Source organism: Halogeometricum rufum (assembly GCF_900112175.1).
Taxonomy (GTDB): domain Archaea; phylum Halobacteriota; class Halobacteria; order Halobacteriales; family Haloferacaceae; genus Halogeometricum; species Halogeometricum rufum.
In genome coordinates this window covers 110,487-123,634 of the sequence record NZ_FOYT01000001.1, presented here as the reverse complement: position 1 = coordinate 123,634, position 13,148 = coordinate 110,487, and the positions used below count along the sequence as shown (strand labels likewise).

The following is a 13,148-nucleotide window of genomic DNA, read 5'->3' as shown; positions in this document are numbered from 1 at the left end:
CGAAAAGCGGGGAAGTCGAAACGAGCGCAGGAGTCGAAACGAACCGGAGAGGCGGCGGGAGCGAAACCGGGGAGAAGAAGAACGGGAGCGCGGAAGTCGGTGGGATGGGAATGGATGGGGGGAATCGACCGCGTGACCGCGACTGCGACGAATCAGCGGTCGTCGTGGCTGTCCCAGGTGTCCGGCACTTCGATGACGTACCGGCCGTCTTCGCGGAGCGAGATGATGTACTCGGGTCGGTCGTACAGTTCCATCAGGTTGAGTTCGTACTCGCCCGGCGCGACGATTTTGATGCTCTCGAACTGGTCGTTCAGTTCCTCGCGGAGTTCGTCGAGGTCCGGGCGGTCGTCGCTCTGCGGTTCGATGACCCGGCCGTCCGCGTCCGAGGGTCTGTCGTCGGCGTTCTCCGACGCCGCGCGAATCTCGTCCGGCGACACCACGTCCGACCGTGCGCTCGCCTGCGCGTCGTCCTCCACCTCGTCGCCGAACACCGACGGTTCGTCCGTAGACGTATCGGTGGGGGTGTCGGACGGCGTCGGCGGTGTGTCGGACGGCGTCGTGGACGGTTCAGACGGTGCCGACGACTCGGACGGCGTCGGTGCCGTATCGGGCGACGCCGTCGAGGTGTCGGAAGTCGGTGCCGAGTCGGGCGGCGACTCGGACGCGTTCGGAGACGGCGACGACTCGGACGCGTTCGGAGACGGCGACGACTCGGGCTCCGGCCGTCGTTCCGGCGGGCGTCGTTGCGCGTCGCCGGTCCGCCGCCGGTTCTCACGGAGCGTCGTCTCGTCGTCCGCGCCTTCGACTTCGCTCGCGAAGCCGCGCGAGTTCGCCCACTCACGGAGCGACTGCCCGCGGCGGCGAGCGTCGTCGAGGTCGTTCGAGCTGTCCGTCTGTCGGTTCTGGGTGTCGCGTCCGGGTGCGTCGGGTCGCCCGCCGTCGTCGTCGCCGGAGTCCGACCGTCGGCTCCCGGAACGCGGGTCGACGGCGTCGGCCGCCCGCGAGGCGGCGCGCCTCCACGTCGTCGAACCCGCGTCGTCGTCGGCGGATTCTCGGTCAGTGGTGGCGGTGTCGGTGTCCGCATCGGCGTCGGCGGCGCGCCCCGACGACGGCGTCGCGTCGGACGACGCCGTTCGGCTGTCGGTGGTGGACGCGGCGGCGTCGCTCCCGGAGCCCGAGGGGCTGAACTGGAACTTGTTCCCGCCGCAGTTGGGGCACCCCGACAGCATCTCTTTCGAGCCGTCGGCGAACACCCTCCCGCAGTTCGTACATTGGTGGGGCATGTGTGTCCGTTCTCGTCGTGTGTGTTGTCGCGGCCGCCGAGCGTCCGAATCCGTCGGTCGAGACGCGCCGCCGGCGTGGGTTGGGTTGGTTGGGTTGGTGGTCGAGCGTGGGTCGGCGAAGACGCGGCGTCGGCTACTTCCGCGAGACGAGCGCGCTGATGAGGTTCTCGTCCTTGTGGAGCGTCTGAATCTGGTTGGCCGGGCCGATGACGGTGAGCTTCTTGGTGTCCTCTTTGCCCATCAGTCGGCCGAGGAAGCCCTGCCCGCCCTTCGACTGCGGATAGGTCTCGATTTCGATTCCGTTGAACTCGTCGGGGCTTATCTCCGTCATCGTCACTTCGATGAGTTTCGACTCCTCGTCCGGCGAGAGTCCCTCTTCGAGGATGACGATGTTCCCGTCGCGGACGCCGTCGAGGATGAGACGGATCTTCTCCATGCTGGCCAGCCCTTCCATGCGGGCGGCACTGATGAGGTCAATCTGCACCCCGTCGTCGCCGGATGTGACTTCAGGCACGGTACTCACCCAAAGTACTCCGCTATCTTGTCGTACACTTCGTCCATGTTGTTTCCTTCGAGTGCCGAGAGCGGCACCGTTTCGTGCTGGGGGAACGCGTTCGAGATGCGCTGGACGTTCGACTCCTCCAGGTCGGTCTTGTTCGCGAAGATGAGTACGGGCAGGTCCTGACTTTCGATGATGCCGATGAGCATCGTGTTGACCTGCGTGAACGGGTCTTCGGTGCTGTCGAGCACGTAGATGACGCCGTCGACGTCTTCGCGAAGCCAGTGCATCGCTTCGGCGACGCCCTCCGTGGCCTCACGGGACCGACGGACGGCGTCGTCTTTCTGCATGTCGTGGTCGAGGAACTCTTTGTAATCGACTTTCGTCGTGACCCCCGGCGTGTCGACGATGTCGATGGTGACTTTCTTCCCGTTGCGCTCTATCTCCACGTTCTCCTTTCGGCGCGCGCGACGCGTCTCGTGCGGGATGTGGCTCTCGGGGCCGATGGCGTCACCGGTCCAGTCACGGGCGATACGGTTTGCGAGGGTCGTCTTTCCGGCGTTCGGCGGTCCGTAGATGCCGATTCGTCTCGGCTCTGCGTCCGAGAACATCCGGTCGACGACCCGTGAGATGCTGTCTCTAAGTTCTGTGAGCAGTCCCATCCTGTCCTCCCGCACCTCCCGACTTATCATCGCGGAGGGGCGTATGAAGTACCCACATTTCTGAACTAACTTAAGCACTACGTCAGACGCCGGTCACATTTACCTCTGCTTTATCCGACCGAACCGAGATTAACATCGACGTACACGACGACCGAGGTCCGCCGAGAGCGGACAGTTGCGGCCGGCTCCCGACGACTCGCCGCGTCGCTGGTCTTCACGGTCCCATCGGTCCTGACTGACGTTCGCTTCGCGTTCGACGCTCCCCTCCAGCCGCTTCGCTCGCATAGTCGTTCCCCCACCCGGTATCCCGGCGGTACTACCCTCCGTTTCGATTCGAACGACTGACTGCCTCCCAGAACGCCGACCCAACGTCCTCTCTCCGCGCCGTCTCCCTCTGCCGTCCCTCCGTGTTGTCCCTCCGTGTCGTCTCGTCCCACCATCACCTCCGACACACCCCCACCCCTTCGTTTCGAGTGGAACTCGTCGGGAAGCCCCCGGAGGGACGCGAGCCGAGCCTAGCACTAGGTTAATACAGCAGAGACAGAGTAGAAATAATCGCTTTTTCTCTACTACGGGTATCGTTGAATGTATATATACATAAAACTCCCGCTTCGAAGAAGTCGGCGCGACCCCCCTCCCCCCGTCTCGACCGTTCCACCCGAAACGAAGGGGTGGGGGAGGTGCCACTCCCCTCGACTTCGAGTCCAGACGACCCGTGCCCCCGTGAAATCCCCTGTATCGTCCGATTCGAGAGGGTATAGTGGAGTGACTTCACCCGAAACGGTCCCCTTCGTCGACGGCCATCCCCCGACTTCCAGTCGAACGCGCCCGTACCCGAGTTCTGCGACGCCTCTTCGTGTCGCCAAACTGCCACGTAGAGGACGTGACCGGAGGGGAAGGACGTGACCGCAAAAGAACGACTCGTTCTCGCGACGACGACGCTTTCTCTCTATTCGGTCACGGGTCGATTCGACGAACCCCGCCGTTTCGTCCGTATAGCCTCATACATCGGCTCGAATCACTATATTCTACTAGTGTCCTTGTATTTAGCACCGGTACTTCTGGGGACTCACCGACGGACACGGGGCTACTGATAGACAAGTTTTTTGTAGCACCTGTTCGTCTGGTTCGTCTGCATCATCTGGACGTTCCACCGTCGGCCTTCTCACCGAATGCCGCAGTTTCACGCGGCATTCTGCCGGTTGCGGGCCGCTGACGGAGCGTCTTCCAGTCGAAATAGGGGGGATTCACGCATGGACGACGATACATCGAGACGCGACGACGACGACGGCGAAGGGCGGACGAATCACTCGACGGCCGACGACGCTCCGTCCGGCGACGGCCGCGAGTCGTCCGCCTCCGCCTCGTCCGACGCCGACGGCGAGAGCGACGGCGAACGCGTCGGTGACGACGGTACCGTCGCGGACGACGACCGAGGGGCCGACGCGGAGAGCGGGGGGACGACGGACGACGACGCGGAGAGCGACGGACCGGTAAGCGACGACGCGGGGGACGACCCGGTCACCGCCGAGGACATCGACATCCAGGAGAGTATCGGACCGAGTGGGGCCGACGACGAGGTGGCGGACGACCCGTCGACGGACGTGAGTCTCGACGAAGTCGTCCTCGACGAGGGCGGCAGCGACAGTCGCGGCCTGTTCGACGACCTGCTCTCGGGTGAACCCATCTTCGAGAACAAGGAGGTCCTGCGCCCGTCGTACACGCCGCACGAACTCCCCCACCGAACCGAGCAGATAAATCAGATGGCGACGATTCTCGTCTCCGCCCTCCGCGGGGAGACGCCGTCGAACATCCTCATCTACGGGAAGACGGGGACGGGGAAGACGGCGAGTGCGAAGTTCGTCAGTCAGGAACTGGAGTCGACCTCCCAGAAGTACGACGTCCCCTGCGAAGTCGAGTACATCAACTGCGAGGTGACGGACACCCAGTACCGTGTCCTCGCCCAACTGGCCAACAAGTTCATCGAGAAGAACTTCGGCGTCATCGAGGACGAACTCGACCGTCTGGAAGACCTTCGCACGCGTGCGCGAGAGACGCCGGACCTGCTGGCGGACACCGCGTTCGACTCGCTGTCGGACGTCGAGGAGCGAATCGACCAGTTGGAGACCGACCGAGAGGAGATGGAGACGGTGCCGATGACGGGGTGGCCGACCGACCGCGTCTACTCGACGTTTTTCGACGCCGTCGACTACAACGAACGCGTCGTCGTCATCATGCTGGACGAGATAGACAAACTCGTCGAGAAGTCCGGCGACGACACCCTCTACAACCTCTCGCGGATGAACTCCGAGTTGGACAACTCGCGCATCTCCATCATGGGCATCTCGAACGACCTGAAGTTCACCGACTTCCTCGACCCGCGCGTGAAGTCCAGTCTGGGCGAGGAGGAGATCGTGTTCCCGCCGTACGACGCGAACCAACTCCGCGACATCCTCCAGCACCGCGCCGACGTGGCGTTCAAATCGGGCGCACTCACCGAGGACGTGATTCCGCTCTGCGCCGCCTTCGCCGCGCAGGAACACGGCGACGCGCGCCGCGCCCTCGACCTGCTCAGAACCGCGGGCGAACTCGCCGAACGCGGGCAGGCCGACACCGTCGAGGAGGCGCACGTCCGGCAGGCGCAGGACAAGATAGAGTTGGACCGCGTCGTCGAAGTCGTCCGAACGCTCCCCACGCAGTCCAAAATAGTCCTCTTCGCCATCATCCTCCTGGAGAAGAACGGCGTCCGCAACATCAACACCGGCGAGGTGTTCAACATCTACAAGCGACTCTGCGAGGAGATAGACGCCGACATCCTCACGCAACGCCGCGTGACGGACCTCATCTCCGAACTCGACATGCTCGGCATCGTCAACGCCGTCGTCGTCTCGAAGGGTCGCTACGGTCGCACGAAGGAAATCTCGCTGTCGGTCCCCATCGACGAGACGGAGGCGGTCCTCCTCTCGGACTCCCGCCTCGGCGACATCGAGAACGCGCAACCGTTCGTACAGGCCCGGTTCGACAACTGACCGCGCGACTGTATCCGAGTCGCGACGAACGACGACGACCGACCGGGGTAGACGACGACACCAGAACGGAGACGACCGACGACGAGGGCGTCGGTTCGACTCGAACCGGCACCCGGTTCCTCGATCCTCGACTCCGTTCTCAGCCACCGCTCTCGAACCGGTTCGCTCGGCGCAGAAATCGACACCTATCCGACAGATCCGCGACAGTTACGCAACCGAGACGGTCCGTCTGGTGGACTCGAAGTCCGGGGGTCCAGCCGTCGCGTCGGCGACCGTCGCGGACGCGTTCACCGCTCGGTCGGGTGATTCGACCGGAGCGTCGGCCGCCACCGGCGTCGGAACGAACGCCCCCGCCAGTTCGAGTCGAACGTACCCGAGGTAGGGCACGCGGAGGTGCGCGACGCCGTCTATCCACTCGGTCTTGACGGGTTCGGCGATACCGCTGGCCTGGTCGTAGCGAGCGTTCGCGTCGCCCTTCGTGATGAACCCCGCGTGCGGTGCGGGACAGTACTGTAACTGCTCGCAGTTCTCGGCGTTGACGTAGTCGGGGTCGGTCTCGCCGTACCAGTTCTCCCCCTCCTCGACGTAGAAGTGCGCGCGGTGGATGATGGGGGACCCGTATCTGGACGGCGGGTCGAAGACGACGACCGACCCCGCGCCGCCGAACGACGCGTGACCGCGCTGGCTTCCCACGTCGGCCGTCACGACGCCCGTGTCGTCGAGGGCGTAGTCGGGCGAGAAGCGGTCGGGCGCGGTGATGAACACGAGGTCACCGCGGTGCATGTGCGGTTCCATGCTGCCGCTCTCGACGGCGACCATCGGCGGCCAGACGCCGCTGATGGTGTAGAGGACGAGTCCGAGTGCGACGACGGCCGACACGCTGACCAGCACTTCGCGGACGAACAGGAGGATGCCGTCCTGTGCGTGGAGGAACCGGTGGAGGGGCGTGTCCGACGACTCGGTGCTCGTCGCGTCGGGTTCCGGGCGAGGGGCGTCGTCGCCGACGTCCGTCTCGCCCTGGTCGTCGTTCATCTACCCTGCTTTCGCCGTCGCCCAGTTTCAACCTTCTGGGAACGACCACCTCGCCTGTCGGTCGGGTTCGCCCGTCGCGTTCCCTCGCCTCGCGCCGCCTCGACTTTCAATATGCTTTTCTTCGGCGTCGTCCTTCGACCGGTGTGCCTCTGGAGACGCCGACGCTGGTCGTCCGCGAACTCGCTCGTCACGGCTACAACGCCGAACGGGAGGCCGTGACGCTCATCGCGGGCGCGGCCGACCCCGAGACGACGCTCGCGCGGGCGGTGGAACACGCCGGTGCCGACGCGTTCCGCGTCACGGCCGACGACGTCCGCGCCGTCCTCGACGGCGGCCCGAACGCCACCGACGCGCCCGTCTCCACACCCGACTCGCCCGCCGCCTCCGAACGCGCCGCCGGCGACCCGTCCACAGAGTCCTCTGCGGAACCCTCCGTAGACCCCTCCACTTCGACTGGAGATTCGACCGCAGTCGAGGGAACAGCGGCCGATTCAGCTCCACCCGAAACGACGGAGTCACCGAGCGGTCGTCGGTCCGACCCGTCGCTCCGGTCGCTGTCCATCACGGGCGACATGACCGGACAGAGTACCGGGACCGGCGAGTACGCCGACTTCGTGAAGGTGTTCAAGGACCGCTACGAGAAACTCTCGCGGCAACTCCGCGGCCGGGTGAACCACCGGCCGGCCGAGGCCATCCAGTCGATGTCCGGCGGGAGCGACGCCGCGATGGTCGGACTCGTCAACGACATCCGGTCGACCGCCAGCGGTCACTGGCTGGTCGAACTGGAGGACACGACGGGGACGTTCCCCTGTCTCGTGATGAAGGACCGCGACTTCGCCGCCGGCGTGGACGAACTCCTGATGGACGAGTGCATCGCCGTCGAGGGAACGCTATCGGACGACGCGGGCATCATGTTCGTCGACTCGATGCATTGGCCCGACGTGCCGCGGACGTACCGGCCGAACACGGCGGACAGACACGTGCAGGCCGCCCTCATCTCGGACGTCCACGTCGGCAGCCAGGAGTTCATGGCGGACGCGTGGCACCGCTTCGCAGACTGGCTCCACACCGAGGAGGCCGAACGCGTCGAGTACCTCCTCGTCGCCGGCGACATGGTCGAGGGCGTCGGCGTCTACCCGAATCAGGACGAGGAGTTGGACATCGTCGACATCTACGACCAGTACGAGCAGTTCTCGGAACACCTCAAGGAGGTACCGGGTGACATCGAGATAGTGATGATTCCGGGGAACCACGACGCGGTGCGACTGGCGGAACCTCAACCCGGCTTCGACGAGGAACTCCGCGACATCATGGACGTCCACGACGCGCGCATCACCAGCAACCCCTCCACCGTCACCCTCGAAGGGGTGAACGTGCTGATGTACCACGGCGTCTCCCTGGACGAGGTCATCGCCGAACTCCCCGCCGAGTCGGCGAGTTACGACGACCCGCACAAGGCGATGTACCAACTGCTGAAGAAGCGGCACGTCGCCCCGCAGTACGGCGGTCACACACGTCTCGCACCCGAGAAGCAGGACTACCTCGTCATGGAGGAGGTGCCCGACATCTTCCACACCGGTCACGTCCACAAACTCGGCTGGGGGAAGTACCACAACGTCCTCGCCGTCAACTCCGGGTGCTGGCAGGCGCAGACCGACTTCCAGAAGTCCGTCAACATCGACCCCGACTCGGGCTACGCCCCCATCGTGGACCTCGACACCTTAGACATGACCGTCCGCAAGTTCTCCTGACTGTCCGAACGTTCTCCTGACCGTCTGAACGTTCTCCCGAGGCCCGTTCGAGCGACGCCGACCGCGTCTCCGTCGCCGGTCAGGGGTCCATCCGGAACTTCACCGTCTCCTCGCCCAGAAACCGAGGACCGTCGCCGACTCGGTCGAAGCCGGCGCGTTCGGCGGCCTCCTGAACCTCCGTCTCCGACATCGGAGCGAGAAACTCCACGTCGAACCGTTCGTTCGAGGCGAACCGGACGGGTTCGCCGAGGAGTCGTTCGACCGCCTCGGCCGACCCGCCGATCTGGGTCACGTGGACCGTCCCCCCGCGCACGTCGAAGGCGACGAAGCCGAGCAGTTCCGCGTCGGCCGAGTCGGCGTCGGCGTTCGGGTCCGTCGTCTCGCGGTGTCGTTCCGCGACGCGGACCGTGCGGTCGTGGACGACGTTTCGCATCACGTCTGTCGGAACGTCGGCGATGGCGGCCAACGATTCGGCGTCGGTCTCCAGGGCGTCACGTACCTCCGCGTCCATACCGTGCGTTACCACCCTGCACGGATAAAGACAACTCTCGGACGGTCGGTTCCAGCGCAGTCGGCCGTGTTCGACCCGACTGCTTCACGACCTCCGGACTGTCGGCGTCGGCAACGGTTGAAGGGGGAGACACAGTTATACGCGGTCCTGCGCTACCCCCGGCAATGCCTACGCACCAGTCTCGCTGCCCGAATCGACCGGAGGAACGACCGTGCGAGTAGTCGCGAAGTTCGGGGGGACCTCCCTCGGCAGCGGTGACCGCATCAACCGCGCGGCGGACTCCATCGCCGCCGCGGTCGAACAGGGACACGAGATAGCCGTCGTCGCCTCCGCGATGGGGAACACGACGGACGACCTGCTGGACGAGATACAGTTCGAGGCGGACGACCGCGACCGCGCCGAAATCGTCTCGATGGGCGAACGGACGAGCGTCCGGATGCTGAAGGCGGCGCTGGCCGCCCGCGGCGTGAACGCGCTGTTCGTCGAACCCGGCTCCGAGGCGTGGCCGGTCATCACGGACGACGTCGGCGAAGTCGACGTCGAGGAGACGAAACGACGCGCCGCCGAACTCGCCGCCGGACTCGACGGCGTAGTCCCCGTCGTCACGGGCTTTCTCGCGCAGAACCACGACGGCGAGATAACCACGCTCGGCCGCGGCGGGTCCGACACGACGGCCGTCATGCTCGGTCGCTACATGGACGCCGACGAAGTCGTCATCGTCACCGACGTCGAGGGCGTCATGACCGGCGACCCCCACGTGGTCGAGGGCGCGCGGAACGTCGGTCGCATCACCGTCGACGAACTCCGGAACCTCTCGTTCCGCGGGGCCGAAGTCGTCGCCCCCTCCGCGCTCTCGTACAAGGACGACGACCTGGCCGTCCGAGTCGTCCACTACCAGCACGGTGACCTCCTGACCGGCGGCACCCTCATCGAGGGCGAGTTCCAGAACCTCATCGACATGCAGGAGAACCCCCTCGCCTGCGTCACCGTCGCCGGTCGCTCCATCCGAAACCGGCCGGGCATCCTCGCGGACCTCTCGCAGGCGCTCCGCGAACACGACGTGAACGTCGACGCCGTCGCCTCCGGGATGGACTCTGTGACGTTCTACGTCAGCGAGGACCTCGCCGAGGAGGCCGAGAACCTCCTGCACGAGAAGGTCGTGGACGAACCGTCGCTCTCGTCGGTCACCGTCGACGACGACATCGCGGTCATTCGCGTCACGGGCGGCGAACTGCCGAACCGCCCCGGCGTCATGCTCGACATCGTCCAACCCGTCTCGGAGGCGGGCATCAACATCCACGACGTCATCACCTCCGCCACCTCCGTCGCCATCTTCGTCGCGTGGGACGACCGCGAGGAGACGCTGAAGATCGTCCAAGAGGAGTTCTGAGCGCCGTTCGCGCCGCCGTCTGCATCGTTCTCGACGCCCGCCGCCCGTTCCCGGTCACTCCCCGCCGAGTTCGTCGGCCAGTTCCGCGCGGCGACGGTTCCGGCGTTCGAGCGCCTCGTCCCGGAGCCCTGTCTGTGACGCCGACGGACACCGAAGCGTCGGGACGGCGGCGGGCGACTCCGTCTCGTCGAGGGCGACGAAACTGAAGAACGAACTCGCAGTCTCACGCCGCACGCCGTCGCTCGGCCGTTCCGCCCGAACGGCCACGTGCACGTCCATACTCGTCCGCCCGGTGTCGAACACGTAGCCCGTGACGGTGACGACGTCGCCGAGTTCGATCGGCGCGAGGAAGTCGACGTGGTCCATCGACGCCGTGACGACCTGTCGCTTCGAGAACCGACGGGCGGCGATGGCCCCACAGATGTCCATCCAGTGGAGCACCGTCCCGCCGAGGGCGCGTCCGAGGTTGTTCGTGTCGTTCGGCATCAGTATCTCGCTCATCTCCGTGAACGACTCCCGTAGCGACACCGCCTCGCCGTCCGTTCGTTGGGTCGCCATACGGGTGCCAGCCCCCGCCCGCACAAAACGCTATCTCATTTGTTCTATTGAAACTGAGATTTCACAACTGTCGCCTTCCCCCGTCGGTCGTCGGCTTCGGACGACGACGGACGAGTTCGTGCATCGTTCCCCCGAACTGGCCGTCCGCTCCCGATTATCGTCGGGAACGACCTTCACGCCGGCCGGCGTCCGTGCCTCCATGCGCTCCTACAAGGCGAAGATGGTCGAACCCATCCACCTCCCCTCGCGCGAGGACCGCGAGGCGGCACTCGAGGCGGCGGGGTACAACGCGTTCAATCTCGACGCCGAAGACGTCTACGTCGACCTCCTGACGGACTCCGGCACCGGCACGATGAGCGCCGACCAGTGGGCCGCGATGATGCGCGGCGACGAGGCCTACGCCGGCAGTCGAAGCTTCGACGAACTCCGCAAGGCCGTCCGCGACGTGATGGGGTTCGACCACGTCGTCCCCACGCATCAGGGCCGCGGCGCGGAGAACGTCGTCTACGGCGTCCTCGTCGAGGAGGGCGACGTGGTGCCGAACAACGCCCACTTCGACACGACGCGCGCCCACGTCGCCAACCAGGGGGCCGACCCCGTGGACTGTCCGCACGAACTCGCGACCGACCCCGACGCCGACCACCCGTTCAAGGGGAACTTCGACCTGGAGAAGGGGTGGGAACTCGTCGAGGAAGTCGGCGCGGAGTCGATTCCGGTCGTCGTCCAGACCATCACGAACAACTCCGTCGCCGGTCAACCCGTCAGCGTCGAGAACACCCGCGAGGTGGCCGCTTTCGCCGACGAGATAGACGCCACGTTCGTCGTCGACGCCTGCCGGTTCGCCGAGAACGCACACTTCGTCCGCGAACGCGAGGCGGAGTTCGCGGACGCCTCCGTCGCCGACGTGGCCCGCGAGCAACTCTCCTACGCCGACGCGGTGACGATGTCGGGGAAGAAGGACGCCCTCGTCAACATCGGCGGCTTCGCCGCGATGGACGACCCCGACCTGTTCGAGGCGGCCAAGCAACGCGGCATCCTCTACGAGGGCTTCCCCACCTACGGCGGCCTCGCCGGACGCGACGTGGCGGCGATGGCCGTCGGCCTCCGCGAGGCCGTCGAACCGCCGTACGTGGAAGAACGGGTCGAACAGGTGGCCGAACTCGGCCGTCTGCTCACCGACGCCGGCGTCCCCGTCTACGAACCCACCGGCGGCCACGCCGTCTACGTCGACGCCGAGTCCGTCCTCCCGCACGTCCCGAAAGAGCAGTTCCCCGGGCAGGAACTCGTCTGCGCCCTGTATCTGGAGGGCGGCGTCCGCGGCGTCGAACTCGGCGGGTTCGCCTTCCCCGGAACCGACCGACCGGACCTCGTGCGACTCGCCCTCCCGCGCCGGACGTACTCCCGCGAACACCTCGAACACGTCGCGGAGACGGCCGCCGCGGTGAAGGAGTCGGCCGAATCCTACGGCGGCCTCGAAATCGTCGAGGAACCGTCGATGCGCGAACTCCGACACTTCTCGGCGCGCCTCGAACCGACCGAGGCGTCGTCGACGGCGGACTGACGGCCACCGCCTTCCACCCGCCCCCTCCGCTGGACGTATGCTGTCCGTCCCCCAACAGTCGGACATGAACGGCGATGGCAGTCGAACCGAACCGTTCCCCGTCGGTCGACGAACGGTGGTCGACGCGATGCGGATGGCCGGGAGGCGAAACGACGTCCACGGACTCGTCGAGTTCGACGTGACCGAGGCGCGGCGACGAATCGACGACGCCGCGGACGCGACCGGAACTCGCACGTCGTTCACGGCGTTCCTCGTCCACTGCCTCGGGCGGGCGGTTCGCGACCACCCGAACGTCCAGCGATACCTCGACTGGCGCGGGCGACTCGTCGGGTTCGAAGACGTGGACGTGATGGTCGTCGTGGAGACGACGGTGGACGGGGAGAAACTGGGTGTTCCGCGAGTTCTCAGGCGCGTGAACGACCGGTCGCTCGCGTCCGTCCATCGAGAGATTCGGGCCGCACAGCGCTCACGGCCGTCCACCGGCTGGTCGTCGTTGCTCTCGCTCTCGGAGCGACTCCCGGGCGTCGTGCGCCGACAGTTCTACCGTCTCCCGCGGTGGTCCCCGCGTCTGTGGAAGCGGGTCGCCGGAACCGTCGGCGTCACGTCGGTGGGGATGTTCGGGTCGGGCGGCGGGTGGGGCGTCACGCCGACGAACTACCCGCTCCAGTTGACGGTCGGCGGCATCTCCGAGAAGCCACGGTACGTCGACGGTGAACTCGAACCGCGGGAGTTCCTCCACCTCACGGTGACCGTGGACCACGACGTCGTCGACGGCGCGCCCGCGGCCCGGTTCGTCGAACGCCTGCGCGAACTCGTCGAGGGCGCTCACGGCCTCGAATTACCTGCCGACGAGTCGTAGCGGTCCGTCGCCG

At 66.1% G+C, this 13,148-nt stretch carries 11 protein-coding genes; 5 read left to right on the top strand and 6 right to left on the bottom strand.

The features are described 5' to 3' along the window. Positions 1-152: 152 nt before the first annotated feature. The 3 genes from BM310_RS00610 to BM310_RS00600 form a co-directional block, all read right to left on the bottom strand. On the bottom strand, positions 153-1,283 hold the full coding sequence (locus BM310_RS00610; RefSeq protein WP_089803813.1) for an OapC/ArvC family zinc-ribbon domain-containing protein: 1,131 nt from the start codon (positions 1,281-1,283) through the stop codon (positions 153-155). 133 nt (positions 1,284-1,416) lie between these two features. Further along, positions 1,417-1,737, bottom strand: coding sequence for a DUF2073 domain-containing protein (locus tag BM310_RS00605; protein WP_191452724.1), 321 nt, complete (start codon positions 1,735-1,737; stop codon positions 1,417-1,419). Between the two features lie 65 nt (positions 1,738-1,802). Next, entirely contained in the window at positions 1,803-2,444 is a 642-nt protein-coding gene (locus BM310_RS00600) for an Era-like GTP-binding protein (protein WP_089803812.1), read from the bottom strand. Between the two features lie 1,253 nt (positions 2,445-3,697). Here BM310_RS00600 and BM310_RS00595 point away from each other — a divergent pair. Continuing rightward, positions 3,698-5,473 (top strand): Cdc6/Cdc18 family protein, encoded by a 1,776-nt coding sequence (locus BM310_RS00595; RefSeq protein WP_089803811.1) that lies wholly within the window; start codon positions 3,698-3,700, stop codon positions 5,471-5,473. Positions 5,474-5,680: 207 nt separating this feature from the next. Here BM310_RS00595 and BM310_RS00590 read toward each other — a convergent pair whose 3' ends face one another. Continuing rightward, on the bottom strand, positions 5,681-6,505 hold the full coding sequence (locus BM310_RS00590) for a S26 family signal peptidase (RefSeq protein WP_245778407.1): 825 nt from the start codon (positions 6,503-6,505) through the stop codon (positions 5,681-5,683). A 143-nt stretch (positions 6,506-6,648) separates the two neighbouring features. Here BM310_RS00590 and BM310_RS00585 point away from each other — a divergent pair, with 143 nt between their 5' ends. Beyond that, a complete protein-coding gene (locus tag BM310_RS00585; RefSeq protein ID WP_089803810.1) occupies positions 6,649-8,256 on the top strand; it encodes a DNA-directed DNA polymerase II small subunit in 1,608 nt (535 codons plus the stop codon). A gap of 79 nt (positions 8,257-8,335) precedes the next feature. Here BM310_RS00585 and BM310_RS00580 read toward each other — a convergent pair whose 3' ends face one another. Beyond that, positions 8,336-8,767 carry a hypothetical protein gene (locus tag BM310_RS00580; RefSeq protein ID WP_089803809.1) on the bottom strand — a complete coding sequence of 144 codons (432 nt, stop codon included), beginning with the start codon at positions 8,765-8,767 and terminating at the stop codon, positions 8,336-8,338. Positions 8,768-8,978: 211 nt separating this feature from the next. On the opposite strand from BM310_RS00580, the gene BM310_RS00575 reads away from it, so the two are divergent. Next, positions 8,979-10,157, top strand: a complete 1,179-nt coding sequence (locus BM310_RS00575) for an aspartate kinase (RefSeq protein WP_089803808.1) — start codon at positions 8,979-8,981, stop codon at positions 10,155-10,157. A gap of 54 nt (positions 10,158-10,211) precedes the next feature. Here the strand turns inward: BM310_RS00575 and BM310_RS00570 are convergent, their stop codons facing one another. Beyond that, positions 10,212-10,715, bottom strand: a complete 504-nt coding sequence (locus BM310_RS00570; RefSeq protein ID WP_089803807.1) for an acyl-CoA thioesterase — start codon at positions 10,713-10,715, stop codon at positions 10,212-10,214. Positions 10,716-10,914: 199 nt separating this feature from the next. Between BM310_RS00570 and BM310_RS00565 the strand changes: the two genes are divergently transcribed. Together BM310_RS00565 and BM310_RS00560 are read left to right on the top strand one after the other, a co-directional pair. Beyond that, on the top strand, positions 10,915-12,276 hold the full coding sequence (locus tag BM310_RS00565; RefSeq protein ID WP_089803806.1) for a tryptophanase: 1,362 nt from the start codon (positions 10,915-10,917) through the stop codon (positions 12,274-12,276). 64 nt (positions 12,277-12,340) lie between these two features. Beyond that, a complete protein-coding gene (locus BM310_RS00560; RefSeq protein ID WP_089806900.1) occupies positions 12,341-13,135 on the top strand; it encodes a 2-oxo acid dehydrogenase subunit E2 in 795 nt (264 codons plus the stop codon). The last annotated feature ends 13 nt before the right edge of the window (positions 13,136-13,148 follow it).